Annotated in this window: 29 protein-coding genes and 1 tRNA gene; 24 read left to right on the top strand and 6 right to left on the bottom strand. The window is 59.9% G+C overall.

Features of this window, described 5'->3' with window-relative positions; genetic code table 11:
- The first annotated feature begins 264 nt into the window (after positions 1 to 264).
- The 7 genes from D1012_RS07220 (at position 265) to D1012_RS07190 (ending at position 6,918) form a co-directional block, all read left to right on the top strand.
- Positions 265 to 2,076, top strand: coding sequence for a site-specific integrase (locus D1012_RS07220; protein WP_118150694.1), 1,812 nt, complete (start codon positions 265 to 267; stop codon positions 2,074 to 2,076).
- Between the two features lie 77 nt (positions 2,077 to 2,153).
- On the top strand, positions 2,154 to 3,365 hold the full coding sequence (locus D1012_RS07215; RefSeq protein ID WP_233517040.1) for a phage portal protein: 1,212 nt from the start codon (positions 2,154 to 2,156) through the stop codon (positions 3,363 to 3,365).
- Positions 3,358 to 3,738 (top strand): gene transfer agent family protein, encoded by a 381-nt coding sequence (locus tag D1012_RS07210; RefSeq protein WP_118150693.1) that lies wholly within the window; start codon positions 3,358 to 3,360, stop codon positions 3,736 to 3,738. Before D1012_RS07215 ends, D1012_RS07210 begins: the two co-directional genes overlap by 8 nt.
- On the top strand, positions 3,735 to 5,237 hold the full coding sequence (locus tag D1012_RS07205; protein ID WP_118150692.1) for a phage major capsid protein: 1,503 nt from the start codon (positions 3,735 to 3,737) through the stop codon (positions 5,235 to 5,237). The genes D1012_RS07210 and D1012_RS07205 overlap by 4 nt, the downstream gene beginning before the upstream one ends.
- Positions 5,167 to 5,850 (top strand): hypothetical protein, encoded by a 684-nt coding sequence (locus tag D1012_RS07200; protein WP_233517039.1) that lies wholly within the window; start codon positions 5,167 to 5,169, stop codon positions 5,848 to 5,850. The genes D1012_RS07205 and D1012_RS07200 overlap by 71 nt, the downstream gene beginning before the upstream one ends.
- On the top strand, positions 5,850 to 6,194 hold the full coding sequence (locus D1012_RS07195) for an HNH endonuclease (protein WP_118150690.1): 345 nt from the start codon (positions 5,850 to 5,852) through the stop codon (positions 6,192 to 6,194). Before D1012_RS07200 ends, D1012_RS07195 begins: the two co-directional genes overlap by 1 nt.
- Entirely contained in the window at positions 6,184 to 6,918 is a 735-nt protein-coding gene (locus tag D1012_RS07190; RefSeq protein WP_118150689.1) for a hypothetical protein, read from the top strand. Before D1012_RS07195 ends, D1012_RS07190 begins: the two co-directional genes overlap by 11 nt.
- Before the next feature lie 50 nt (positions 6,919 to 6,968).
- Here D1012_RS07190 and D1012_RS07185 read toward each other — a convergent pair whose 3' ends face one another.
- On the bottom strand, positions 6,969 to 7,817 hold the full coding sequence (locus D1012_RS07185) for an NYN domain-containing protein (RefSeq protein WP_233517056.1): 849 nt from the start codon (positions 7,815 to 7,817) through the stop codon (positions 6,969 to 6,971).
- A 267-nt stretch (positions 7,818 to 8,084) separates the two neighbouring features.
- Positions 8,085 to 8,213 carry a hypothetical protein gene (locus tag D1012_RS23155; RefSeq protein WP_267897823.1) on the bottom strand — a complete coding sequence of 43 codons (129 nt, stop codon included), beginning with the start codon at positions 8,211 to 8,213 and terminating at the stop codon, positions 8,085 to 8,087.
- A 295-nt stretch (positions 8,214 to 8,508) separates the two neighbouring features.
- Between D1012_RS23155 and D1012_RS07180 the strand changes: the two genes are divergently transcribed.
- The 4 genes from D1012_RS07180 to D1012_RS07165 are packed head-to-tail and all read left to right on the top strand — an operon-like array spanning position 8,509 to position 9,927.
- On the top strand, positions 8,509 to 8,778 hold the full coding sequence (locus D1012_RS07180) for a head-tail connector protein (RefSeq protein ID WP_118150687.1): 270 nt from the start codon (positions 8,509 to 8,511) through the stop codon (positions 8,776 to 8,778).
- Positions 8,778 to 9,194: an HK97-gp10 family putative phage morphogenesis protein gene (locus tag D1012_RS07175; protein ID WP_118150686.1), complete on the top strand. Its 417-nt coding sequence runs from the start codon at positions 8,778 to 8,780 to the stop codon at positions 9,192 to 9,194. The genes D1012_RS07180 and D1012_RS07175 overlap by 1 nt, the downstream gene beginning before the upstream one ends.
- Positions 9,194 to 9,613 carry a DUF3168 domain-containing protein gene (locus tag D1012_RS07170; protein WP_118151136.1) on the top strand — a complete coding sequence of 140 codons (420 nt, stop codon included), beginning with the start codon at positions 9,194 to 9,196 and terminating at the stop codon, positions 9,611 to 9,613. The genes D1012_RS07175 and D1012_RS07170 overlap by 1 nt, the downstream gene beginning before the upstream one ends.
- A 2-nt stretch (positions 9,614 to 9,615) precedes the next feature.
- Entirely contained in the window at positions 9,616 to 9,927 is a 312-nt protein-coding gene (locus D1012_RS07165; protein ID WP_158569258.1) for a phage head closure protein, read from the top strand.
- A gap of 2 nt (positions 9,928 to 9,929) precedes the next feature.
- Here D1012_RS07165 and D1012_RS22620 read toward each other — a convergent pair whose 3' ends face one another.
- Positions 9,930 to 10,073: a hypothetical protein gene (locus D1012_RS22620; protein ID WP_158569256.1), complete on the bottom strand. Its 144-nt coding sequence runs from the start codon at positions 10,071 to 10,073 to the stop codon at positions 9,930 to 9,932.
- Positions 10,074 to 10,132: 59 nt separating this feature from the next.
- Here D1012_RS22620 and D1012_RS07160 point away from each other — a divergent pair, with 59 nt between their 5' ends.
- The 7 genes from D1012_RS07160 (at position 10,133) to D1012_RS07130 (ending at position 17,224) form a co-directional block, all read left to right on the top strand.
- Positions 10,133 to 10,522: a phage terminase small subunit P27 family gene (locus D1012_RS07160; protein WP_118150684.1), complete on the top strand. Its 390-nt coding sequence runs from the start codon at positions 10,133 to 10,135 to the stop codon at positions 10,520 to 10,522.
- A 2-nt stretch (positions 10,523 to 10,524) separates the two neighbouring features.
- Positions 10,525 to 12,132 (top strand): terminase large subunit, encoded by a 1,608-nt coding sequence (locus D1012_RS07155; RefSeq protein WP_118150683.1) that lies wholly within the window; start codon positions 10,525 to 10,527, stop codon positions 12,130 to 12,132.
- 16 nt (positions 12,133 to 12,148) lie between these two features.
- Positions 12,149 to 14,446: a hypothetical protein gene (locus D1012_RS22790; protein ID WP_199489452.1), complete on the top strand. Its 2,298-nt coding sequence runs from the start codon at positions 12,149 to 12,151 to the stop codon at positions 14,444 to 14,446.
- Between the two features lie 793 nt (positions 14,447 to 15,239).
- Positions 15,240 to 15,698 (top strand): hypothetical protein, encoded by a 459-nt coding sequence (locus D1012_RS22365; protein WP_147335631.1) that lies wholly within the window; start codon positions 15,240 to 15,242, stop codon positions 15,696 to 15,698.
- Positions 15,699 to 15,771: 73 nt separating this feature from the next.
- Positions 15,772 to 16,263 (top strand): hypothetical protein, encoded by a 492-nt coding sequence (locus D1012_RS07140; protein ID WP_118150681.1) that lies wholly within the window; start codon positions 15,772 to 15,774, stop codon positions 16,261 to 16,263.
- A gap of 136 nt (positions 16,264 to 16,399) precedes the next feature.
- Positions 16,400 to 16,582, top strand: a complete 183-nt coding sequence (locus D1012_RS07135; RefSeq protein WP_118150680.1) for a hypothetical protein — start codon at positions 16,400 to 16,402, stop codon at positions 16,580 to 16,582.
- Positions 16,583 to 16,891: 309 nt separating this feature from the next.
- Positions 16,892 to 17,224 (top strand): hypothetical protein, encoded by a 333-nt coding sequence (locus tag D1012_RS07130; RefSeq protein WP_118150679.1) that lies wholly within the window; start codon positions 16,892 to 16,894, stop codon positions 17,222 to 17,224.
- A 167-nt stretch (positions 17,225 to 17,391) separates the two neighbouring features.
- On the opposite strand, the gene D1012_RS07125 is transcribed toward D1012_RS07130, so the two are convergent.
- A tRNA-Gln gene (locus D1012_RS07125) sits at positions 17,392 to 17,466 on the bottom strand.
- A gap of 134 nt (positions 17,467 to 17,600) precedes the next feature.
- Here D1012_RS07125 and D1012_RS07120 point away from each other — a divergent pair.
- Positions 17,601 to 18,782 (top strand): BaiN/RdsA family NAD(P)/FAD-dependent oxidoreductase, encoded by a 1,182-nt coding sequence (locus tag D1012_RS07120; protein WP_118151134.1) that lies wholly within the window; start codon positions 17,601 to 17,603, stop codon positions 18,780 to 18,782.
- A 36-nt stretch (positions 18,783 to 18,818) separates the two neighbouring features.
- On the opposite strand, the gene D1012_RS07115 is transcribed toward D1012_RS07120, so the two are convergent.
- Positions 18,819 to 19,865 carry a lysine-2,3-aminomutase-like protein gene (locus D1012_RS07115; protein ID WP_118150678.1) on the bottom strand — a complete coding sequence of 349 codons (1,047 nt, stop codon included), beginning with the start codon at positions 19,863 to 19,865 and terminating at the stop codon, positions 18,819 to 18,821.
- Positions 19,866 to 19,875: 10 nt separating this feature from the next.
- Positions 19,876 to 20,349 carry a lytic transglycosylase domain-containing protein gene (locus D1012_RS07110; RefSeq protein ID WP_118150677.1) on the bottom strand — a complete coding sequence of 158 codons (474 nt, stop codon included), beginning with the start codon at positions 20,347 to 20,349 and terminating at the stop codon, positions 19,876 to 19,878.
- Positions 20,350 to 20,506: 157 nt separating this feature from the next.
- On the opposite strand from D1012_RS07110, the gene D1012_RS07105 reads away from it, so the two are divergent.
- From D1012_RS07105 to D1012_RS07085, 5 genes are all read left to right on the top strand, one after another.
- Positions 20,507 to 21,223, top strand: a complete 717-nt coding sequence (locus tag D1012_RS07105) for a response regulator transcription factor (RefSeq protein WP_233517038.1) — start codon at positions 20,507 to 20,509, stop codon at positions 21,221 to 21,223.
- 71 nt (positions 21,224 to 21,294) lie between these two features.
- Complete coding sequence (locus D1012_RS07100) at positions 21,295 to 22,515, top strand: FIST N-terminal domain-containing protein (protein WP_118150676.1); 1,221 nt, start codon at positions 21,295 to 21,297, stop codon at positions 22,513 to 22,515.
- Positions 22,508 to 24,706: a PAS-domain containing protein gene (locus tag D1012_RS07095; protein WP_118150675.1), complete on the top strand. Its 2,199-nt coding sequence runs from the start codon at positions 22,508 to 22,510 to the stop codon at positions 24,704 to 24,706. Before D1012_RS07100 ends, D1012_RS07095 begins: the two co-directional genes overlap by 8 nt.
- A gap of 82 nt (positions 24,707 to 24,788) precedes the next feature.
- The gene (locus tag D1012_RS07090; RefSeq protein WP_118150674.1) at positions 24,789 to 25,328 is read left to right on the top strand and encodes an SRPBCC family protein; all 540 of its coding nucleotides are present in this window, start codon (positions 24,789 to 24,791) and stop codon (positions 25,326 to 25,328) included.
- 40 nt (positions 25,329 to 25,368) lie between these two features.
- Positions 25,369 to 25,854, top strand: a complete 486-nt coding sequence (locus D1012_RS07085; protein ID WP_118150673.1) for a (2Fe-2S)-binding protein — start codon at positions 25,369 to 25,371, stop codon at positions 25,852 to 25,854.
- Positions 25,855 to 25,860: the final 6 nt, after the last annotated feature.

Genomic DNA, 25,860 nt, shown 5'->3' with positions numbered 1-25,860 from the left:
GAGGATGAGATAAGCTTAGCGGGCTCATGCTGCAATGCAGCAAAGAGGTCTTGCCGCTATGCGTTTGTTGCATGGCTTCGCCCTCAAGGGCATCTGCCTGCTCAACATGCAATGATATCAGAAGCGGTTGGCTGGGGCGCCAGGACATTTTTTCGCTATCTTTTTTCTTCAACAATATCATGTAACTTATTGACAATACTTAATGTTTAGATCCAAAACTGTAACACAAAGTTGTAACACACGACCGCTACACAGGGGTCAAAAATGGCAAGTGTTTCCTATCTGTTCCGCCGGGGTGCATCCTATTCCGCTCGTATCCGGGTGCCGCTTGATCTGGTCGAAGTCGTCGGTGCGAAGGAACTCGTCAAAGCCCTTGGCACTAAAGAACAATCCGAGGCGAAGCGCCTTATGTGGCCTGTCATCCAAGCATGGCACAGCCACTTCGATGACCTGCGCGCGCGCCGCCTTCTTACCCAAGACGATCAGGATCACGCGGTGTGGGATCACTACAGCGCGGCAACCGATCGGGATGAAGTATCGCGTGGTCAGGTGCCGTCTGTTGATGAGGTCGCATCGCTTCGGCGCGGTGTAGTCGATGCCGTTCGCCGGGGTGAGGTGGATACATCAGACCCCGAAGCGGTGATGATCGCATCACTGGACTTTTTAGCAGCACGGGACGCGCCCAAGATCGCCGCTGATCATCGCGCGGCAAAGCTTGCGGAACTGCGCCTGCATCTGACCAAGGGTGAGACTGCCCTGATCGCGGATGAGGTTGATGAAGTTCTTCGCACCCAGCGCCTTCTGGTGAAGCGCGGTTCACCCGACTGGATCAGCCTTGCCCGATCCATGATGCGGGCAGAGATAGAGGCGCTACAGCGGGGTCAAGAGCGTGATCGGGGAGACTACACCGGACAGGCGAAAGACCCCATTGTAAGGCCCGCGTTTGGACCCCGGCGGCAGACCGCAAAGCCGGGTGAGTCAATCATGGAGGTTTTCGAAATCTTCGCGAGTGAGAACCCGCGCGGCGTGGCGAAAGATCGAGTGGACCAGTGCCGCCGGGATATCGGCACGTTTGTTGAAACCGTCGGTGCAAGTTTCCCGATCGGCATGATCACGAAAGCCGAAGTTCGCACGTGGAAACAGCTACTGGTCAAGTATCCGGTCAAAGCCACCGAAACCAAAGTCTTTGCAGGCATGAACATTCACCAGTTCATCAAGGCGAATGAAAAGATCGGCAAGCCGGTGATCGCAGACCGGACAGTAAACCGCTACCTGTCCAGTCTGGGTGCATTCATGACATGGGCTGAGAACAACGGCTATGTTGATAAAAACCCCGTTGAAGGGCTGATGCTGAAAAAGGAAAACAAGGCCGCAACGCTTCCCTTCAAACCCGAAGAGCTAAAGACCCTGTTTCACTCGCCATGGTTCGCAGGATGCCAGAGCGCAGACGAATGGCGAAACGTGGCGAAACCGGGGAACATTTTGATCCGTGATCATCGGTTCTGGGTGCCGCTGATGATGGCGTTCTCTGGTGCGCGACCGAGTGAGATCGGGCAACTTGCGGTGTCAGATGTTCGCCAAGAGCATGGTCACTGGATCATGCACATAACGACCGAGGGCGAAACCACGACCGAAGGGAAATCTGTCAAAACAGCCGGATCGATGCGCGTGGTTCCGATTCATCCGGAACTGATCAAGATCGGTTTCATCGCTTACCATGAGAAGCGCGTGAAGGAAGGCGGCACAGCCCTGTTTCCGATGGCTAGGCGCAATGAACGCGGGCAGATGATGGCTGAGCTTTCCCGCGAGTTCGGGCGCTACCTGTCGCGCATTGGCTTGAAGGAAGGGCGCGGTCTGTCGCTCTATTCGTTCCGGCATGGTGCTGCCGATGCACTGCGCCGCGCTGGATACCTTGATCAAGAGTTCGGTTTCATCCTCGGGCACACCGAAGCCAGCATGACCGGCAAGTATGGGATCATGCCTCAAGGGATGCTTGAGAAGAGAGTCGAGCTGGTGAACGCGATTGCCTATGCCGGACTTACGATTGATCACCTTGCACCGAACGTGATAACATAACAAATCGCTTGCCGTGACACGCCATATGTGGCATTTTCGCCACTGTAGCGAGTGTCCTTGTTTTCTGGTGCGGCGTAGTGAGTTCTTTGTTTTCCCGGTTCAAGACTGCTTTGGGCGGGAAGGGTGAGGCGAAAGCCTTTGCTCTTTCCGACCCCGAAGCCTTTGCCCTGTTCGGCGGTGCGCCTTCTATCACAGGCCAGCATGTCGGACCTTTGACCGCGATGCAGGTTCCGGCGGTGATGTGCGCCGTGTCCCTGATCAGCGAAACCGTTGGCACCCTGCCTGCAAAGCTCTTTGATCGGCAAACCCGCCAAGCCCTGACTGAGCATCCGGCTTATGCCCTGATGCACGGTGAGGCGAATGAATGGACCAGCGCCGAAGCCCTGCGCACAGCCCTGACCGCTGATGCCTTGTTGAACGACAAGGGCGGCTTTGCGGTGGTGGTGCGCAACGGCGCTGGTGAACCGATGGAGCTGCACCGCGTTCCGCCGTCTTCTGTCAGTGTCCTTGCCGAACCTGATGGCGAGCCGTTCTATACTGTCGCGACCGATCGGGGGCCGGTGCGCTACGGCTTCCGCGATGTGGTGCATGTGCAATCCTTCGGGGGCCGTGCGCCGATCACGCTGGCTAAGAACGCCATTGCCCTTGCCGCCGCCTTTGAATCCCACATCGGCAAGGTCTTTGCCAATGGTGCCCAACCCGGCGGCATCATCACTTCCCCCAAGCGCTTGGATGAGGTCGCAAAGCAGAACCTCAAGACGGCTTGGACAGACACCCATTCCGGCCCGAAGGCCGGTGGTGTGGCACTGCTTGATGAAGGGATGCTCTATCAGGCCGTCACGATGACCCTGACGGATGCACAGTTTGCAGAGAACCGCCTTGAGCAAATCCGCGAGATCGCCCGTGCCTTCCGGACGCCACCAACAATGCTGTTTGAGCTATCGCGCGGCACTTGGTCCAATACCGAAGAGATGGCGCGGCAGTTCCTGCAAGTGACCTTGCAGCCATGGCTTCGCTCTTGGGAATGGTCCTATTCCCGGTGCCTGCTGACCCCGGATGAACGCCGCGACGTTTACGCGGAATTCGTGATCGATGATCTGCTTTCCACCAGTCATGCCGCCCGTGCCGCTGCCTATGGGCAGTATCGCAGCATGGGAGCGATGACCGCAAACGAAGTGCGCGGTGGCCTGAATCTGCCGCCGCTGGCTGGTGGTGACGTTCTGGAAAACCCCTACACCACGACCGGCGCAAAGCCTGACCCGGCATCCGAGGAAGCCCCAAATGAATGACCTGATCACACACCGCGCGTTCCTGGGGGAAGGTGAGCATGACTTCTGCCTGACAGATGCCATGATCACCGAACTTGAGCACCAGACCGGCTTGGGCATCGGTGCCCTGCAAATGCAGATGATGCAGCTACAGTTCAAAGCCGACCATCTGGCCCTGATCATCCGCCTTGGCCTGATCGGCGCGGCTATGAACCCTGAGAATGCACACCGCCTCGTCGAAGCCTATGTGCGCAACCGGCCTTTGGGTGAGGTGTTCCCGCTGGCGCTGGATATCCTTGATGCGCGGTGGAACGGGAAAGCCGAGACGCCTGACGATATCGCGCGCAATGCCGAAGATGACTATGCCCGCTTTGTCGCAGAGGTGGCAGCATGACGGATCGCATTGAGTTCAAGGCGCAGCTTGCCGTCACCGACGCGGGCGAGATCACCGGCCTTGCGTGGCCCTTTGGTTCCCCTGACCGCGTGGGTGATGTGATCGAAAAGGGCGCATTCACTGCGCCTGCATCGCTGCCGATGTTGTTCGCCCATGACCAAGGCCAAGTGATCGGCGTCTGGGATGAGATCGGGGAAACTGCCGAAGGTCTGACCGTCAAAGGCAAGCTCTTGGTGGAAGATGTGGAGCGCGCCCGCGAAGTGCGCGCCATGATCCGTGCCGGTGCTGTGTCCGGCCTGTCGATCGGCTTTGTCACCAAGACTGCCAAGCGCAATGCCAAGGGCCGCACCATCAGCGCCCTTGAGTTGCACGAAATCTCTGTTGTCGCGGTCCCGGCACATCCGGGCGCACAGATCACCTCTGTTAAAACCATTGTAACGAGTGAGACCCAAATGAACCCCGAAGAAGACACCCAAACCCCGGCCAATGCGCCGCAAATCGACACCAAAGCCTTCGATGAGGTGAAAGCCCGTCTGGACAAGTTGGAAGCCAAGGGCAACCGCCCCGGCATTCCAGCGATTGTCCAAGGTGCCGCCAACACCAAAGCCTTTGTCAGCTTCCTGCAAGGTGCTGACTTTGACAAAAAGGCTTTGACTGTTGCCGCCGATGCCCCGGCCTATGTGCTGGCACCAGAGGAAACGTCCGGCGAGTTCATCCGCAATCTGGTGGAATTCAGCCCGATCCGCTCTATCGCCGATGTGCGCACGACCGGCAGCCACACGATCCTTCTGCCCAAACGCACCGGCATCACGAATGCCGTCTGGGTGGGCGAGACGACCGCCCGCACGGGGTCCGAGCCGACCTTTGATCAGTCCGAGATTGCGGTGAAGGAACTGGCAACCTTTGTGGACCTGTCGCTGCGCATGCTGGAAGATTCCGGCAACGTCGAAGCCGAAGTGCGCCTTGCATTGGCTGAAGACTTCGGCGCGAAAGAGGCGAAGTCGTTTGTGAACGGCACCACGGCTGTTGAACCGCAAGGCTATATGATCGCACCCGGCATCGCAGTGACGAACAACGGCCATGCAACTGTTCTGTCTGCTGATGCCCTGATCCGGCTGATGTATGCCATGCCCGCGACCTATCGCAACCGGGGTTCGTGGGTGATGAATGGCACGACCCTTGCGGTGATCCGCACCCTGAAAGACGGCGCAGGCAATTACCTGTGGCAGCCGTCCTATCAGGCAGGCCAGCCGGAAACGATCCTTGGGCGTCCTGTGGTCGAAGCTCTGGACATGCCGAACATCGCCGCCGCCGCCACGCCGATCATCTTCGGTGACTTCAAAGCGGGCTATCGGATCTATGACCGCGTGGAACTGGACGTGCTGCCGGATCTGCTGACACAGCGCACGGTTGGGCTTGCACGTTTCCATGCCCGCCGCCGGGTGGGTGCAGGCGTGGTGCGCAGCGACGTGTTCCGCAAGTTGTCGATGGCTGCCTGAGCCTGATGCCATGCTTGCCCGCGAGGATATCAGGCTTGCGCACGGTTTCTATACCGTGCGCCTGCGCCCGACCTTGCGGGCAGCAACGCGCCTTGAGCGCCTTCATAACGGATACGGCCCGCTGTTCGATCGGCTGGCCGCGTTCCACATCGGCACGGTGCATGAGATCATCCGCACCGCAGCGACTGACCCCGATCAGGCAGACCGCTTCCTTGCCAGCTTCGCCACAGCGCCGCTACAGCGCCTTGCAGAGATCACCCAAGCCCCGCTTGCAGACCTGATCACCGGCTTCCTGCCGAAGTCATCCAAGGGTGGCACAGGACAGGGTAGGGCGGTGCCATGGCACGATGCCTATGCGCAGCTTTACCGCTTCGGCACCGGCTGGCTGCAATGGACCCCACAAGAGACATGGAATGCCACCCCGGATGAAATCCTTGAGGCGGTTGAAGGTCATATCAGCAAGCTCAAGGCCATCCACGGTGCCGCCGATGATGATGACGCAGAACACACCCAGGACGATTACACCGCCGATCGGCTGCACCAGATCGCAGAACAGGGCTTCGATCCTGAATTTGACCGGGAAGGGCTGCATGCCCTGAAAGGGAAGCTCTGATGCCCCGGCCCCCGCACCTCTGTTCCTGTGGCAAGCTGGTGCCGCACGGTGCCCTGTGCGCCTGTCAGATTGCAGGCAACCGCGCCCGCAATGCACGGCATGACGCCAAGCGCCCGACTGCCCGCCAGCGCGGCTATAACGCCGAATGGGAGAAAGCCCGTAAAGCCTTCCTGACCTGTCACCCGCACTGCACCCTGTGCCGCGCCCCTGCCACGGTGGTAGATCACATCATCCCGCATAAGGGTGATGATGCCCTGTTCTGGAACCGGCAGAACTGGCAGCCGCTGTGCAAACCCTGCCACGACCGGCACAAGCAACGCCAAGAGCGCAGCCATGTCCGTTGAACCCGCCTATAAGCGCACCCTTGGCAAATACCCCGAGCAAGACCTGTGGCAGAGCGTCTTGCTTGTCGTGGTGCAGGAAGCCCTTTACGGGGGGCTCAACAATGGCTGTAGGATAGAACAGGAAATCACCACGCGCCGCGCCCGCGCCTGTCAGAGCGCCCGCGACTACCTGACAACCCCAAGCCTTGATCTTTCCATGGTCTGCGCCATGGCAGGGCTGGATATGCAGGCTGTCATCGACAACATGACGCGCCAGATCGCCGCGGCACCATCACCAGAAGAACTTGCAGCCTCTGATGCCCCGCGCGTCACCAGAACGAAGAAAACCCGAAAAACTGAGCCTAAGTCACGCGCGCCAAGGGATAGGAAGCGTCACACCTACGATGGTGAGAGCCTGACCCTGAAAGAATGGTCAGTGCGCACTGGCTTGGCTGAGGGCACGCTTAGAAGCCGACTGTTTGCACATTGGCCGATAGAGCGCGCCCTGACCGAACCAAGCGGCCAGCAAGCAAGACGACCCCGTAAGGAACAGCCCCGGCCTGCCAAGGCTGGTAAGCCCGGCATAACCCTGACCCATGCAGGGGAGACGATGACCCTCAAACAATGGGCTGCACGTCTTGGGCTGAGCAAACCCACTATCAACAAGCGCCTGCGCATGGGTCTGCCTATCGATCAGGTGCTGTCATCGCAGAACATGCGGGGAAAGAGTTTTGCAGGCAGGTAGCTTGGTGCGGAAATTTGGGGAGCGGTGTGGCGAGGCATGGGACCGCCTACCTATTTGTCGCACTCTTTCAAGAGACGTTCCCGGAACAACCTGCGATATTCACGAACCTCTGTAGGCTCTAACTTGGCGCCAACTTTAGCGCCGATTCTGCCGAGTGTCTGTCGATCAAGGTCGGAAGGAACCGACTTTGGATCGGCACGAAACGCTTCCAGATAGAGTTCGAGCGCTTCGGTTCCTATAGTCGCGATGGTGGTTTGAATTTCTAGTAGAACAAGTGCTTCCGAGTAAACTTGCAAAGCTTCGGACGCACCCTCAGGAGTTGCGGACGCGCCCTGCGCAAGAGGCGGGGCCTCTGTAGCGACTGCTGCACTAGCTCCGAGGGTCACAGTCATAAATCGGGCAATGTCAGCTTCAAGCCACTCATGATGAGTGTCTGCTTCTTGAATCAAGTCCGGTGACTGCGAACCACGTGCTGGCTTGATGCCAAGAAGATGAGTCTGGACACCAAAGGTCTGCGCGATCTGCACGCCGATGCGCAGATCCTCATCGCCAGCAACAAGAAGGGCGTCAGTGATCGCCTTGTTACGTGCAAGGTCAATCAGATCGGTGACAATCAGGGAGTCCACGCCCTTCTGTTGACCGCTTCCGTTCACCATTCCCAAGCGGAGTTTGGTGCGCTGCGAGTTAGCAAGTGTGATTTGTTCGGTGGTAGGTCTGCCGCCGCGCAGAAGCCCGTCATACCAATACACCCTGAGCAAGCGCGCCCCCGGTGCAACGCGCTCAGCCATCTCACATAGTGCTTTCAGAACGTCCGGCGTTGAGAGCTGTATTGTCTGACGTGGCTGCTTTTGCCCCGAAAGCAGAGATGAACCTTGTGCATACAGGTAGCCTGCATCCACGAAAACAGCTACTTGAAGCACCTTGCGTCACTCCCAGAACGTAAATGGGGCACCCGAAGGTGCCCCTATGTAGTAGCCTCAGCACTAATGTGTATGCGCTGGGACTGGATGGTAGATACGACTCTAACTGAAAAGAGTCAAGTTAAATGTGAAAACAAGGAAGCACGCAAACTGAACAAACTTGAAATCAAATGAGAAAAACACGTCAACTTCACTCACTCTGAGGAAAACAGAAGGAATGAAGAACGAACACAGCAAAACTGAACATCAATCCGGGAACAACACAGATTTGAAATGCTCATAGGCATCGGGCACAAGCTCACGTAAAACCATCAGCAAAGATGCCTTGGCAAGGAATATCAGGATATCTTTTAGGTTGCGAACAGCGACTTTCATGATGCAGGCACTCCACCGTCATGGGTTGGAGCGTCACACTTCCTGCGATCAGCTTATCGCTAACATATGATACTCGCCCTTTCTGTTCAAGAGGGCGCGGAGCAACGAACCTTGTGCAGATGAAAACCATCCAGACTTGCGGGTATAACAGGGTCGGGGGGGGGGGTAGTCCCCGACTTAGGGGAGTGGCTGGGGACCGGCGGGGGGAGGCTCACGCAAGATACGCGACATATAACTTTTCCAAATCGAAATACTGTGATACATAAGCAACATTTATGTGTTGCGAGTATCGAGTATGGCTGTTTCAAACATCTGGGATCACCTGAATCTGCCTGATCAGGATGAGGCTCTTCTGGAAGACCTTGCCGCAGCGGCTTGGGCTTATGTCGGGAACGTCACAGGCGCACCTGTTCCTGACCCTGCACCGCCCGCGCTTGAACAAGCGGTGCGCATGCTGATCGGGCATTGGTATGAGAACCGCGAGGGAACTTCCGCAGATGGGGTTCGCCCTGTTCCCTTCGGCTTCGATGAGCTGGTGCAGTCCTATCGCCGGTGGGTGGTCTGATGTCAGACCTGATGAAGCAATCCGCCAAGCTGTCGGCAAGGTTGAACGCCATCCCGAATGAGGTTGTGCAGCACCTGCGCCCTGCCTTGATCGCAGCGGCAGAGAATACAGCCGGGGTTATGCGCGCCCTTGTCCCGGTGGATGATGGCGACTTGAGGGACTCAATCGAGGTCACACCGCCCGGTGCTGTGACGCCAGCTTACGCCGCTGGTGGTGGCAAGCGTGTGGCAGGTGAGAACCAAGCCCTTGTGACTGCCGGAAACCCCGATGTGCGGCATGGTCACTTGCAAGAATTCGGAACGGTTGACCACGCTGCGCAGCCGTTCCTTCGCCCTGCTGAGCGCCTGACCCGTGACCAGAACCGCCGCCGCATTGGCCGTGCGGTGGGCCAAGTAATCCGGAAGGCGGGTGTATGATGTTTGAGCCATCGCTTGCCCTGCAAACCGCTATCCGTTCCGCGCTTATCGCATCCCCGGCTGTCACTGCCCTTGTGCCGGCCGATCGCATTCGGGCTGGCTCATCTAGGCCAGATTATTTCCCTACGATCGTCCTGGCTGCTGGTCAGACTCTATTCCTTGGCCGCGCGTCAGGTTCACAACTTTGCGCGCGGGTAATTCTGGACCTGCATGTATGGGCTCTTGAGGACGGTGCAGATACTGCCCGCCAGATCGGCGGCGCGGTGATGCAAACCCTGATCGATCCGCCCCAAGCCGAAGCCTTCGGAATCGATCAATGGGACAAGCCGTCTGTGCAGTGGATGCGCGACCCGAAGCCGGAACTGACTGCATGCCATGGGGTGATGCAGCTTTCTGGCGTTGTCCGGTGGAGAATTTAATTATGCGCGCCGGACTGTTACGCCACGAAGTTGAACTTGAACGCGAAGTTGAAACCATCGCCGCATCGGGTGCGGTGGTGAAGACTTGGCAGGTGTATGCCAGCCGCCGCGCAGAGCTACGCGAAAGCACCGCCGATGAGTTCCTGAATAGCACGATCGAGGGCACCAGTCAGAAAGCTGTTTTTGTGATCCGCTGGACTGACGGGGTGCAAGTCGGTGATCGCCTTCTGCATGCGGGGAAGGCTTGGCAGATCGTCGGGCTGGTGGAGATCGGTGTTAAGCGCGGGCTTGAACTTCGGGTTGTGGCGGCATGAGCCTATCGCCCCCAATGAAACTGCCCGTGCTGCACTTCTCCAGATACGTCATAACTGCCGCCCTGATGCTGTCGATACGTTTGGATGGTCATCACCAACATGAAGAAGGTGATTGTGACGTAGCCAGCAAGAAAAATCACTTTCATAGCTGCCTCCCATTGTCCGCTTCAAGCTTCAATTATCAATTGGAGGTTGCACAGAATCCATGTCGAAATTTCTTCGCGGCGTGAAGCCGCCGATCCAACCAGATGTTGAGGCCCTAACGAAGGCCCCGCCTATACCGGCCTATCTGGCAGAGCAGGCCAAGGCGGAATGGCGGCGAATCATGCCGCAACTGATCAGCCGTCGCATCATCACCCGCGCCGATCTTGCAGGGGTGGAGGCGTATTGTTCTGCCGCCGGTGCTGCCCGCCAGATCGCGGAAATCATAAACGCCATGCCGGTTCCTGATCTGAAGTTGGGCGGCTTGCAGATCCGCTACATGCAGGCAGCCCGCCAGCTTGCCGCCGAATATGGCCTGACCCCGACCAGTCGGGCGCGCATTGGCAGCGCTGCACCTGATGCCGATGACGACGACGACCCTTTGGCGGTGTGACGATGACCAGCACTTATCCGGCATGGGTCTTTGATAACAGCCCGATCCCCGATCCCGGCGGGCATGGCGAACGTGCTGTGCGGTTCCTGCGGCGATTGAAGCACCCGGCAAGCACTGCACCGGGAAACCTGTTTCAACTGACCCCGTGGCAGGAAAGGATCGTGCGCCGCATTTATGGCCCGCGATACCCAGACGGGCGCAGGATCGTCAAAGAGGTCTTCCTGATGATCCCGCGCGGGAACAGAAAGACCAGTCTGGCGGCGGCACTCGCATTGCTTCACCTGTTGGGCCCTGAGCGCGTCCCTGCCGGGCAGATCATCTTTGCGGCGTCGGATCGTGAACAGGCCGGGATTGGCTTTCGGGAAGCGGTCGAGATCGTCCGCCAAGATCGCCGCCTTGGGCAAGTCACCCGGATTTACGATGCCCACAATTCGGCGAAGATGATCCAGAGCACGATTGACGGTTCAACCCTAAAGGCAATCCCGGCTGATGGGCGGGGTCAGCACGGGACTACACCCACCTTCGTTTTGGCTGACGAGACCCACAGCTGGCGCAAAAATAGGGAGCTTTGGGAGGCCCTGCGCACCGGCATGGCGAAGCGTCCTGGGGGTTTGATTGTCATGGCGACTACGGCAGGCCGGGGCCGGGAAGGGCTGGCGGCAGAACGCTACGACTACGCCCGCAAGATCGCCTTGGGCGAGATCGTGAATGAGGAATACCTGCCGATCTTGTTTGAGCCGCAAGAGGGTGATGACTGGCAAGATGAAGCGATGTGGCACCGGGTGAACCCCGGTCTGGCTTACGGCTTTCCCGACATTGACGGCTTGCGCACCCTTGCCCGTGAGGCAGCCGATAGCCCGTCCGAGATGTATGCATTCCGGCAGTTTCACTTGTGCGAATGGATGGGCAACAGTCACGATCCGCTGTTCAATTTTGAGACATATGACGCCCGCCAATTCGATGACGATGAGGCAGACATATCAGAATTTCCGTGCTGGGTTGGTGTAGACCTTTCCCGATCTGGGGATTTGACCGCCGTTGTCGCGGCGTTTCTGTGGCCGGATGGGCAAGTCACCCTGCGCCCCAAGTTCTTTGTGCCCGGTGAGGACTTGAAGGCGCGTTCTGATCGCGACGGAGTGCCGTATCAGGCTTGGGCAGATCAGGGGTTTATTCATCTGTGCCCCGGCCCGATCATCGATGAGGAAGCTGTAGAGGCTGAAATCAGGGAGATCTGCGGCACCTATGACGTGCAAGAGATCGCGTTCGATCCACATCTTGCCGCCCGCATCATGCAGCGTCTTTATGACGATGGTCTCCCTGTAGTGGAACTTCGGCAATCGCCCTTGAATATGGGCTTGGCGGGGGCTGACTTAGAAAAGATCGTCAACGGTAAGTTGGTGCGCCATGACGGGCACCCTGTGCTGCGCAATCACCTGTCTAGCGTTGTCGCTGTGCGCACCGATAGCGGCCTTACCCGGATGGTGAAGGGCCGCAAGACTGATCGGATAGACGGGGCTGTTGCCGCTGCCATGGCGGTTTCGCGCGCCTGTGCCGGTGAATCGAACCTGTCCGGCTATAATGACCCCGCCGCTTCCTTGTTTGTGTTCTGAGTAGTGAGTGAAAAAGATGAGTGTAGATCTTCCCGGCTTGATAATCCCCGTAGAAGCCAGAATTACGAAACTAGAACAAGGTCTTAAGCGCGCCGCGCAGGTGCAAGCCCGATCGGCTGTCACGATGGAACAGCGCGCCAAGGTGTCTGCAAAGCGCATGACCGATACCTATGAAAGCGCTGGCACCGGCATGTCTGCCGCGATGGCGAAGATCGCCGCGCCGATCGCCGGTATCGTGGTGGCTGACATGCTGATGGATATCGGGCGGGCTGCACGGCAGACAGTGGGTGCCATGGCCCGCGTTGGTGACGAAGCCAAGCGGGCAGGCGTAGGGCTTGAGGCGTTTCAGGAATGGTCCTTTGTCGCTGATCAGAACCGTATCAGCGTTGATGCCCTGATCGATGGCCTGAAAGAATTGAACCTGCGCGGTGATGAGTTCGCGGTGACAGGCAAAGGCAGCGCTGCCGAAGCATTCACCCGGCTTGGCTATTCCGCCGAGGAACTGAAAACGAAGCTGAAAGATCCTTCGGCGCTGATGCTGGAAATCATCGGACGGCTTGAGGGTATGGAAAAAGCTGCCCAGATCAGGATCAGCGATGAGCTGTTCGGGGGCAGCGCGGGTGAGCGCTTTGTGGAGCTGCTGTCGCAAGGCGAAGAGGGTTTGCGAAAGACGATCGAACGCGGGCATGAGCTTGGCGCGGTGCTTGATGCTGATGTGATCGCACGTGCAGATGACCTTGATCGAAAGTTCGGTGAGCTTGGCACCCGGATGCAAACGATCTGGCGCAGCGGCCTTGTCCAAGCCGGTGAGCTGTTCGGGCTGATCGAGCGTGAGCGCGCCAAGCTGGAATTCATTCCGGCAGATGTAGGTCGCGCAGTCGGCAATGACCTTGCCAGAACACTTGAGCAACAGGGCGGTGCCGGACAGGAAGCGCTCGGGCTGATCGCCTCTGTCGGTGATGAGTATCGCAATCTTGGGCGGGAATCGCAGACCCTTGCAGCGGCTTTGAACGATGCAGCAACCATGCTGCGCGGGGTGGGGAATGAGGCCGGGGCTGATGCCCTGACCGGCCTTGCCGCCCGTCTTGGTGATGCAGCCGGTGCCTTCGATGACGGGGTGATCAGCGGGGGCGAGTTCGCCGGGACTCTTGGAGAGATCGCGACCGAAGCAGATACCACGATCAGCGCCATGGATGATCTGGACAAGGCTTCCCTGTCCGGCATCATCGGGCAGGTGTCGAACCTGTTATCGTGGATTCAGGAATTGCCCGCCGCTGTCCAAGCCGCCAGAGCCGAGATCAGCGCACTTGAGGCACCGGGCGTAACAACCGGGACGCCCTTGACAGGCCCTGTAGACGGCTTGATGCCGCCAAGCGTCCAGTTGCCAGCCACATCACCACGCCCGCGAAAAGCGCCGCCGATGTTGGGTGAGCCTGAGAAACCGAAAGCCGCTGGTGGCGGTGGTGGGGGTGGGGGCCGCGATGAGTGGGGTTCGGCTGTCGAGGCAATCCAGCGCGAGACACAAGCCCTTCAAGCCGAAGCCGCTGCCTTGATCGCTACAGCCGCAAGCGGTGAACGATATGCGGGCGCAATCGAGTATGCGCGGCAGAAAGCAGAGTTGCTTGTCGCTGCACAACGCGCAGGAATTCAGATTACGCCAGAGGTCACAGCGAAGATTGACGCTCTGGCGCGCGCAAATGTTGCGGCTGGTGCATCTGCCGAAGACGCCGCGAAGAAGATGCAGCAAATTGAAGACTTCGGAAAGAACAGCGCTGATACCATGGCTGATCTTTTTACGGGCATCATTACTGGCTCAATGACCGCCGAAGACGCTTTGAAGCAACTTATCGCACAACTGATCAGAATGGCAGCGCAAAAATTCTTCCTGAAACTGTTCGCGGGATCATTTGGATTTGCATCTGGTGGTTACACTGGTGATGGCGCGACGTTTCAGCCTGCCGGAATTGTTCACCGTGGCGAATTTGTGTTGAGCAAAAAAGCAACGTCGCGTCTTGGAGTTGATAATTTGAACGCTTTGCACGCTTCTGCATTGCGCGGATATTCAGGCGGTGGTGCAGTTGGTGCAGGTCCGAAGCTGAATAACGCTTTCGGTGATGGCAAAGCGTCAAATGTCGCGCAGACTGTGACAATCAACGCGCCGGTAAGTGTTCAAGGCAGTTCCGGATCACCGGAACAGAATAACGATCTAGCGCGTAAAATCGCATCTCAGATGGAAAACAGCATGAAATTGGTGTTCGCAAATGAGCTTCGTAAGCAGATGCGACCGGGCGCGATGCTGAATAACCGAAGCTGAATCAAGCACCCGATTTTTAAGCCCGTAGGATGGCCTTTGAGGGTTCGCCGGTGGTGACACATATCCGCACCCCGTAGAGGCGCTGTATGAGGCTGTTTGGGCGTTGCATTCGCGCAACACAGGCGGTTCTGCGCGGCAAAGGCGCATCTACCCATAGGCAGGCGAGGGGCGCGGCAGCGCCCTGAGCGCCGGAGGTAGTCTGGCTAGGCCGGGGAGGGTTCCTGGGACCGGGAGAGATCATCCATCATTCCTTGTGGGCACCGAGGGCGAAGCCCGATGGTGCCCGAAGGTGTGATGTTGGGGAAGCAGATGTGTCCCGCTTAAGTGCGACATTTCTCTAATATGAACATTCTTACTTTTTCTACATATCCTTATATTAGGGAAATGTCGCAGCTAAGCGGGACAAATCAGGCTTAAACGGGACACATCTGCGGGTTCACCATCCTGCTTTCCTGCGGATCGAAAGCACCCCGCTGCGCCTTCACATCACCCTTCCGGCCATCCCTTCGGGCGCTGCGCGCCCTTCGGGGGCCGTGCGGATCACTGGAACGCGGGTATGTCGTCACATCAAGCTTCATGGTGCGCAGAGACGCAGAAAATCCTTTCGGTTCTTTCGTGCCTGTCGTTGCGGACAGTAACCAGACACTTCGGCATTTAAGCACCTCATGCCTAATTGACAAATTAACGGTGTAGCTCGTTTCAATTCAGGGTGCTTAAATAATTCGTTTGGTGATTCTTGACAGACACGCAAGCGTGACCCATTTCAGTTTGGTAGCCAACCCCGGAGTATACCATGACTGATAATATTCGACTTGCACCTCAGCGTATCGAGCAACTGCGCGCCCTTGCCGCCAAGGAAGGAAAAACCATTCCTGAGATCATTGCCGGTTTCTTGGCTGGTGCCGTATCAGAGGGACGCCTGAATCCTGATCTTCCTGGAGTGAGCGTCCGGCGTGACAATGACATGCTGACAATTGAAGCCGGAAACTTCAAAGCATCGATGGCCGCAAATGCTGCACCTGCTTTCTCTTCCGGATTGCGCGACACGCTGAAAGCAAGTGCAACGGCTGATCGGGAACGTGTGTCGCAACTCCTGACTGATATGGTCGGTGCGTTTGGCGGAACAGAAGTCGTTCGCGCGGGAAATCACATCACGCTTCGCAATCCGATCGCTACCCAGGATTTTATTGTGCCGAAGGCCATCGTGCCAGACCTTGCCGATCAGATCGATCGCGCGGTTAGTGCAGCGTAAAAAGATAAGGCACCGGGTGCAGCAACACCCGATGCCTTGAAACGACCCCAAGCGCCAGCAAGGAAATCTTGATATGACTATAGCATCTGACCAGACCGTTTTCCAGCCAGACGGTGAAAAAGTTGCACCGTTGCCAGTCCAGCGTTCCCCCGGCCTTGTCGTGGCGCTGGCGGGCTGGAAAGAAGGCTTTGCGGAGTATCAGCTGCAAAATTCGTTCGCGCTGGATGAAGCATGGAATGGCAAACGTAGACGTGCAGCTAGTGCAGCAGATCGCGCCGAATACGCTGCGGAGAGAGGGGGAGTCGTCAGGCGCTATGTGCAGGGTCAGCACTTGAAAGAGGGCTTGAGCGATGATGAGCGGCGGGCGCTGATGAAGAAAGAGTCGAAGGACCGGAACAAGCCGCCGCGTGTGAGAGCGGACCTGTCTAAAATGACCCCAGAGCAAAAGACGGCACACAGGCGGGAAAAGGAACGTGAGAAAAAGGCCCGTCAGCGCGTAGCGAAAGAGGCAGAAAAAGCCGGTGCGCTTTCCGGTAGCCCAATGATTACCGAAGGCATGTTCTGAGCGGAAGTCGAGCCGCTGTCAGATGTAAGTAAGTGCTTATCTATTTGAAAATAAACAATAATTATTAAGATTGTGCTTGCCGTGGCGAATCTGATCGCGTTAGAATCTGGGGAACCGCAAACAGAAGGAACACGCCATGCCTGCATTGCCCCCAGATTATGCCTACATTCCCGACACAGCGTTTGATGCTCTTGTCGAAAGCCTGTTGCACCCTGAGCCATCGTTGGACCCGCGCGGCGATATCGCGATGAAGCTGATCGCAGCCGGGATCGCGCCGCTGTTTTGCTACTGGGACAATCAGGAAAACGAAGCCGCGTGACTGTTGCCAATTTGCCATTATTTTCGGAAATCGAAAAGTTTCGCAAATAGTCGTGCGACAGGCTCTCGAACCGTCTTCAATAGAGGGTTTGCCGAAAGGCTTTTGACAGCAAACAGTCAAACGAGAACGCGGGAGGCCATCACGAAAACGTGAGAATCCGCCCCGAAGTTTGGGATGCTGAACGCTATACAGGAGCCAGTAACGAGTTTCCGCCCCTGTATGGGGCTTCTGACAGAGGGGCGGGCAGACCGTCGCCAAACAAGCACGCCCGCCCCGATGTAGCAACAATGACCACAAAGGAAAATCGCTATGACACTTGATACCACTAATGAGGCCGCTCGGGCAATCGCCATGGTTCGCGCCAAGTTCACCAACCCTGTCGTTCTGCCACAGAAGCGGCGGAAAGAGTTCAACATCTTCCTGTATGAGCAGTTCGGCAATCCTGCGGATGATGCGTGGAAGGAAGCCGATGCCACCGAGGAACTTGAGAACGATAAGGATTTTTACCTTGTTGAATACTTTACCACGCCTGCCGGACCCATGGCGGCTGTGCACTTTAAAGACTATCCGAACCCAGTTCTTGTGGTCGTGAATGCTGAGGCGGCACGGAAGATGTTCGAAGCTGAGTGCGTCTCAGCCTGAGCCGATCATCAAAGGGAATCATTAGAGGGCGGGGCTTCGGCTTCGCCCTTTTTCATTCGATCTAGTCCCGGTGCTGGTAAATGCACCCTGTGTTACACAGACAAAACTGTAACACACGGCCTGTGACGACCGCCGCTAAGTGACTGAAAATAAAGGAAAAAAGCGGTTGGCTGGGGCGCCAGGATTCGAACCTGGGTATGTCGGTACCAAAAACCGATGCCTTACCGCTTGGCGACGCCCCAACCGTGCGGCGGTGTTTAGCCAAGGGTGTTGGCGGGTGCAAGGGGGTTCATCACAAAAATGCAAAGATGCCCGCAGCAACTTGTGTCGCAATGCAAAGATGGACGCGCGGGGCCCTGCGCGCTATGGGGCGGGCATGGAAAAGCTGGATATCATTGTTCTGGGGGCCGGGGCTGCGGGCCTGTTTTGCGGGATCGAAGCCGCAAAGCGCGGGCGGCGGGTGCGGGTGATCGACCACGCACGCGCTCCGGGGGAAAAGATTCGGATCTCAGGCGGCGGGCGGTGCAATTTCACCAATCTGGAGATTGCCCCCGACCGCTTTCTGTCCCGCAACCCGCGCTTTGCGCTGTCGGCGCTCAAACGCTTCACCCAATGGGATTTTATTGCGCGGATGGACGGCTGGGGAATCGCCTGGCATGAGAAAACGCTGGGGCAGCTGTTCTGCGACGGCCCTGCGACTCAGGTCGTCGATGCCCTGACCCGCGATCTGGCGCGCGCCGGGGGCGAGCTGTGGCTGGGCTGTGAGGTGGGCGCGGTCGAGGCGCTGCCGGGGGGCGGTTTCACGGTGGCGACACCGCGTGGCACCTTGCGTTGCGACTCGCTGGTGGTGGCAACCGGGGGCAAATCGATTCCGAAAATGGGGGCGACGGGCTTTGGCTACCGTCTGGCCGAGCAGTTCGGTCTGCCGCTGGTGGAGACCCGGCCCGGCCTTGTGCCGCTGACCTTTGCCGAGCAGGAGCTGGTCTGGATGAAGCCGCTGTCGGGTCTGTCGATAGAGGGCCGGGTGCGGCACGGGCGCACCGAATTTGCCGAAGGCATGCTGTTCACCCATCGCGGCTTGTCGGGCCCGGCGATTCTGCAGATCTCCAGCTACTGGCGCGAGGGCGAGCCGATTGCGCTGGATGTCAGCCTTGGCCGCGATGTGGCGGCGGTGTTGCGCGCGGCGCGGTCGGACGGGCCGAAACTGGCGCTGCGCACGGCTCTGGCAGGCCTTGTGCCGGAGCGGCTGGCACGGCATCTGGAGACGGTAATCGCGCCTGCAGGGCCGCTAGGCACGCTGTCTAACGCAGGCCTGGAGCAGGTGGCCGAGGTGTTGCGCAACTGGCGGCTGATGCCGGTGGGGTCCGAGGGCTATCGCACCGCCGAGGTCACGCTGGGCGGGGTCGATACGGATGCGCTCGACGCCCGCACGATGCAGGCCAAAGCGGTGGCGGGGCTGTATTTTGTCGGCGAAGTGGTAGATGTGACCGGCTGGCTCGGAGGATACAATTTCCAATGGGCCTGGTCATCGGGCTGGGCGGCGGGACAAGTCGCCTGACATCAAGGGGTTGCGCGACGTTTCTCGCGCAAACTCTCAGCGCGGCTCGGGGTCTTCATACCGATGGGGCTGGCCGTTCGGGTCGGTCACGGTCCAGCCCTGCGGATCTTGCGCCAGATACTCCGGCCCGATTGGCACTTTGCCATAGCCGCCCGGAATATCGAGCACGTAGGTCGGCAGCGCCGTCCCCGACAGCCGCCCGCGCAGGGCGGCCATGATCGCCTGACCTTCTTCGATGGTCGTGCGGAAATGGCCCGCCCCGCGCGCCAGATCGCAATGGTGCAGGTAATAAGGCTTCACCCGCAGCCGGATCAGGGCGCGGAACAGGGCTTCCAGCGCCTCGGCACTGTCATTCACGCCGCGCAACAACACCGATTGTGAGAGCAGCGGGATGCCCGCATCGGCCAGCCGGGCCAAGGCGGCGCGGGCATCATCCGTCAGCTCATCGGCGTGGTTGGTGTGCACCACCACCCAGACCGAGGGATGCTGCTTGAGGGCTGCGATCAGCGCCCCGGTGATCCGGTCGGGGGCGACCACCGGCACCCGCGTGTGCAGGCGCAGCACGCCGACATGCGGGATCGCCGCGAGCCGCGCCACCAGATCGGCAATGCGCCGGGCCGACAGCACCAGAGGGTCGCCGCCGGTCAGGATCACCTCCCAGATCGCGGGGGTGCGGGCGATATAGGCAATCGCCGCCTCCAGCTGGTCGGGTGGCAAATGTCCTGTGTCGCCAACGGTTTCGCGGCGAAAGCAAAAGCGGCAATAGACCTCGCAGGTCTTGGTGACATGCAAGATCACCCGGTCGGGGTAGCGATGGGTCAGCCCCGGCACCGGGGCGTGGGTGTCATCGCCGATCGGGTCAAACCTGTCCTCGGGGCGCTCAATCAGCTCTGCCGCTGTGGGCACGAACTGCCGGGCGATGCCTTCGGACAGTTGCGACGCGGCGCGCATCTGCGGAGTCAGGCGCAGGCGGAAATCCTGCGCCACACGGGTAAGAACCGGCGTATCCTCGGCCAGCGTCAGGCCATCGGCGACCAGATCGGGAATCGTCTGCGCCGGGCGAAGGGGGGTGTTGCCGTCCATGCCTGTGGGATCAGCTGCGCAAGCCGGTGGCCGCCAGCAACCCGCGCCGCTTGGCCTCGTAATAATATCCCTTGGAGTACCACATCACCGCCCGGTCGTGGCTGCCGTTTGACACCATCCACGCGCCACGCAGGTATTTGACTGCGTAGCGCAGGTTGGTTTCGGCATCGAGCAGGTCAGAGGGATGCCCGCGAAAGCCCATGGTACGCGCAGTCTGCGGCGCGATCTGCATCAGCCCCATATACTGCCCGTTGCGGGCACGGGGGTTGTAGCCGGATTCGCGCTGCACCACCCGGTGCACCAGGCTGACTGGCACATCATATTCACGGGCATATCTGACGATCAATGAACGCAGCTCGGGAGTCTCGCCCGGATGCAAACCGCCGCCGCCCGCCACAAGATTCCGGTCGCCCCGCCCGCCACAGGCAGAGAGCACAAGCGCAAGGCCCAGTGACAACGCAGCACGGCGGGAGATCGGGGGCATGGGCAGCGTCCTTTTTGCCTTGTCTTGCGGGTGTTTTAGCGCATGTGCTGTCCAGGCTCCAGTCCCCCGCCATAACATTGCCGGGATAGGACTTTAGGCGGGCTATGCTGTCAGGATTGCGCCTGTTACCCTCTGCAAAAGCAGCCTCAGGTGAGCCATGACTGTGCATACCATGCCCTTTCCCTTGCCACAGACCGATCCGCCGCGCAGCCTGACATCGGCGCTGGTGGTGGATGACCATCCGCTGTTTTGCGACGCGTTGTCGATGACGCTCAAGGCGGTGGCGGGGATCACAAGGATTGAGACCGCTGACCGGCTGGAAACCGCAATTGCCCGGCTGGACCGCGCGCCGATGCCGGATGTGGTGGTGCTGGATCTGAACCTGCCCGATGTGGACGGTCTTGACGGGCTGATCCGGCTGAAATCGGTGGTGGGGGCGGTGCCTGTGGTGGTGGTGTCGTCGCTGGCCGACAACCGGGTGGTCAGTGCCGCGCTCCGCGCCGGGGCATCGGGCTTTGTGCCAAAGCATTCGCACCGCGAGGTGTTCCGCGCCGCGTTCGAGGCGATCCGGCAGGGGCAGGCCTATCACCCCGATGGTTATGTGCCGCAGAATGACCCGAAAGCGCCCGCCAGCCAACGCGAGGAGGCGGTGGCGCGTCTGTCGCTGCTGACCCGGCAGCAGGCCCGGATCTTGCAGCTGATCTGCGAGGGCAAGCTGAACAAGCAGATCGCATGGGAGCTGACGATTGCCGAAACCACGGTCAAGGCGCATGTGACGGCGATCATGCGCAAACTGGGGGTACAAAGCCGCACGCAGGCGGTGCTGATCGCGCGCGGGGCCAGTTTTGACAGCCTGATGCCGGAGGGCGACTGAACGGGGGGGCGATGGAACCGCTTGCCGAAGCCGGGGGCAGGGCCTAGCCTGCGGGCATGGGGGAACGGTGAATGGATGACGCTTGTGGCATAGACGGCGGGTTGCCGGGGCTTTCGCCACAGGTGGCACCTGCCGGGATTCTGGTCACCGCTTCAGTTTGCGCTACCGCCTCGGATGCGGCAGCGCGCCTGTCTGAGTCGCTTGGCGACGGGCCGTTTTCGCGCGTGGTGCTGTTTGTCTCGCCCGAGGCTGATCTGGCGCAGTTTTGTGCCGATCTGGGCCAGTATTTTCCGCCCGATCTGGTGATCGGCTGCACCACGGCGGGGGAAATCTCGCGCAATGGCTATACCGAAGGCGAGATTGTTGCCGTCGGTTTTCCGGCCGCGCATTTCCGCACTGACTGCCTGCTGGTGCCGGATCTCACCCGGATCGAAGCGCAGGATCTGATCGGTCAGCTGATCCGCGCGCGTGTCGGGCTGCAACAGGACCATCCGGGGTGGGATCATGAATTCGCGTTCATGATGGTCGACGGGCTGTCAACGCTGGAGGATGATCTGGCGGCCGCCGTGGCCCCCGGTCTGGGCCCGGTGCCGCTGTTTGGCGGATCGGCGGCCGATGGGGTGCGGTTCGGGCAGACCCATGTGATCTGGCAGGGGCAGGCGGTGAGCAATGCGGCGATTGTGATGCTGGTGCGCAGCGATTGCCGGGTGAAAGTGTTCAACCTTGACCATCTGGTGCCGACGGACCGGCGCATGGTGGTGACGCAGGCCGACCCCGCCCGGCGGATCGTGCGGCAGATCAATGCCGAACCGGCAGCGCAGGAATATGCGCGGCTGTTGGGAAAAGACCCCGGCCAGCTGACCACATTCACCTTTGCCGCCCATCCGGTTGTGGTTCGGGTGGGCGGGCGACATCATGTGCGCGCGATCCAGCGGATGGATGCCAATGGCGATCTGGTGTTTTTCTCGGCCATCGACGAGGGGCTGGTGCTGACCCTGGCCGAGCCGCAGGACATGGTGGCGCATCTGGACCGTGAGCTGTCGCGCCTGTCCGACCACGGTCCGCCCGCCGCCATTCTGGCCTGCGACTGTATTCTGCGCCGGATGGAGGCTTTGGAGAAGCAGATGTCGGGCGCGATTTCCACGGTTTTGCGCGATCATAACGTCGTGGGCTTTTCCACCTATGGCGAGCAGTGGAATTCGATGCATGTGAACCAGACCATGACCGGGGTGGCGATCTATCCGCCGGATGGGGCCATGCCGGAACCCTCATGCCAGAACCCTCATGATTGACACGCTGATCAACCCCGCCGATCCGCCCGAGCGGCAGATGGCCAAGCTCTTGACCATCACGCAGGTTCTGATGCGGCGGGTTGAATCCGATACGGATGACAATGGCGCGGCCTATGCGCAGTTCCAGCGCGCAGCGATGCTGGAGGATCAGGTCCGCGACCGCACCCGCGATCTGGAACGCGCGCTGGATCTTTTGAACGAGTCGAACGCCCGGTTGGGCGAGGCCACCCGCAGCGCCGAGGCCGCGCGGCAAAACCTGGCCAATGCCATCGAGACCATTCAAGAGGGCTTTGCGCTGTTTGATGCCGATGACGTGCTGGTGCTGTGCAACTCGCGCTTTGGCATGCATATGGAGGATATTCACGACGATCTGCGCCCCGGCCTGAGCTTTGACGCCTATGTCGATCGGGTCAGCCTCTCGCGCTTTCTGGCGCTGCCGGAGCGTGAGACACCCGAGGATTGGGCGATCCGGCGGAAGCGACGGCATCAGGACCGGCATGTGATCTTCAACGTCCGCATGATCTGGGACCGCTGGGTGCAGGTCTCTGAGCACCGCACGGCGGATGGCGGCACGGTGATCTTGCAGACCGATGTGACCGATATCATCCGCTCTGAACGGCAAGAGCGCGGCAAGCTGCTGGATGATCAGGCCCGGATGATCCGCGCTACGCTGGACCATATCAATCAGGGCGTGTCGATCTTCGATGCGCAGGCGCGGCTGGTGGGGTGGAATGCAAGGTTGAGCCAGTTGCTGTCGATCCCGGTGGCGCGATTCCGGGTGGGGGCTTCGTTTGATTATCTGCTGGCCCGGTTCCGTGAGGAAATCACCCTGTCCGACGGCATGACCGATGCGCAGCTGGAATCCTGGGTCAATGCAGACCAGGGCCGCAGCCCGCTGTCGTTCGAGGTGCGGCGCGGCGATGATCTGATATTGGCGGTGTTTGCACAGGAAATGCCCGACGGTGGCTTTGTGATGAGCTTTACCGATGTCACCGCCGAGCGCGCGGCAATCGAGGCGCTGAGCCGCGCCAATGAAACGCTCGAAGCCCGCGTGATGGACCGCACGCTGGAGCTGGAGGATGCCCTCGCGCATGCCGAGCGCGCCAATGCCAGCCGGTCACGCTTTGTGGCGGCGGCCAGCCATGACCTGCTGCAGCCCTTGTCGGCAGCCAAGCTGTTCATCGCCAGCATCGGCGGCGAAGGCGTGCCGCCAGAGGCGGTAGAGGCGCTGGAAAAAGCGCAGAATGCGCTGGTTTCGGTCGAGGGGATTCTGGATGCGCTGCTCGACATCTCCAAACTGGAATCGGGTCGTGCGGCGGTGTCGGTGGGGCAGGTGGCCCTGCACCCGATTCTGGCGCAGCTGGCGGCGGAGTTCACCGCCATCGCCGCCGCCAAGGGGCTGCGGCTGACGGTGCGGCTGTCGGATGCGGTGGTGATGACCGACCCGGCCTATCTGCGCCGCATTCTGCAAAACCTGATCGGCAATGCGATCCGCTACACGATGCGCGGCCGCGTCGTGGTGGCGGCGCGCAAGCGGAGCGGCATGATAAGGCTGGAGGTCTGGGACACCGGCCCCGGCATCCCCGAGGAAGAACAGGACAATATCTTCAAGGAGTTTCACCGGCTCAACGCCCGTGCCTCGGCCAGTGAGGGCATGGGGCTGGGGCTGGCGATTGTGGAACGCGCCTGTGCGCTGCTGGGGCACCCGCTGGGGCTGTCGTCCCGGCTCGGGCGGGGCACCTGTTTCATGCTGCAACTGCCATCGGTCACTGCAAGCGATGCCCTGCCTGTGCAAGTGCCTGCGGCCCCCCGGCCAAGGATGCGCCTGCAGGGCAAGATCGGCTTTCTGGTGGAAAATGACCCGGACCTGTGCCGCGCCATGGTGCTCTTGCTGGAAAAATGGGGTCTGTCGGTGCTGGACGCCGACAGCGGCGAGGCGGCTCTGGCGCTGATCGACGAGTTGGGCATCCTGCCGGATTTCTTTCTGGTCGATCATCAGCTGGGCGATGGCATGACCGGGGTCGAGTTTATCCGCACCCTGCGCCAGCTGCATGGCGATGTGCCCGCCCGTCTGGTCACCGCCAACCGCAGCCCCGAGGTGCAGGCCCAGGCGCAGGCCGAGGGCGTGGAGGTGATGATGAAACCGATCGACGCCCGCGCGCTGGAAGCATTCTTGCGCGATCTCGCATAGACGCGGCGGTGTCCTACGACTTAGGTTCCATAGCGTCGCAAAGACCCGGACTCTAGACTGTGCCCAAGGGAGACTGACCACCATGCAAATGAGCGATACCCGCGAGATCAAGGCCGCGCCATCTGACGTATGGGCGGCAATCCTGAACCCTGATGTGCTGAAAGAGTGCATCCCCGGCTGTACCGAAGTTACCGGCAACCGGGAGGAGGGGTTCGAGGCGACCGTCACGCAAAAGGTCGGCCCGGTGAAAGCCACCTTCAAGGGCGCGGTCAGCCTGTCCGACATCACCGAAGGCGAGGCGGTGACCATTTCCGGCGAGGGCAAGGGCGGGCCGGCGGGCTTTGCCAAGGGCGGGGCGGTGGTGCGGCTGGAGCCGATCCCGGAGGGCACGCGGCTGTCGTATGAGGTGGAGGCCAATGTCGGCGGCAAGCTGGCGCAGTTGGGCAGCCGGATCATCGACGGTTTTGCCAAGAAGATGGCGGATGAGTTTTTCGACCGGTTTCAGCAGGCCGTCGAAGGCCCGGCAGAGCCCGAGGCTGCGGTCCCGGATGCAACAGACGCGACAGACGCAACAGATGACGAGACCAAGAAAAAGGGCTGGTTCAAACGGCTGATCAGCTGAACCAGAACCATACCCAGGACAGATCCAAGGGAGGAAAACCATGACGAAAGTCACGATGACCGTGAACGGAAAATCCGTCTCGGCCGAGGCAGAGGGGCGCACCCTTCTGGTCAACTACCTGCGCGAAGGGCTGGGGCTGACCGGCACCCATGTCGGCTGCGATACCAGCCAGTGCGGCGCTTGCGTGGTGCATGTCGATGGCAAGGCCGTCAAATCCTGTACCGTGTTTGCGATGGATGTGGCGGGGTCCGAGGTGCGCACGATCGAGGGCATGGCCAATGCCGATGGCAGCCTTGGTGTGGTGCAACAGGCGTTTCAGGACCATCATGGGCTGCAATGCGGGTTCTGCACGCCGGGCATGGTGATGACCACCGCCGCCTTGCTGGCCAACAACCCGAAGCCGACCGAAGCCGAGGTGCGCCACGAGCTGGAGGGCAATATCTGCCGCTGCACCGGCTATCACAACATCGTCAAAGCGGTTCTCGCCGCGTCCGGTCAGGACGCAGGCGCGATGGCTGCAGAATAGGGGGGT

The sequence above is a fragment of the Pseudotabrizicola alkalilacus genome (genome assembly GCF_003443995.1).
Taxonomy (GTDB): domain Bacteria; phylum Pseudomonadota; class Alphaproteobacteria; order Rhodobacterales; family Rhodobacteraceae; genus Pseudotabrizicola; species Pseudotabrizicola alkalilacus.
The sequence above is the reverse complement of the archived record's forward strand: the minus strand, read 5'-3'. Positions and strand labels throughout refer to the sequence as shown.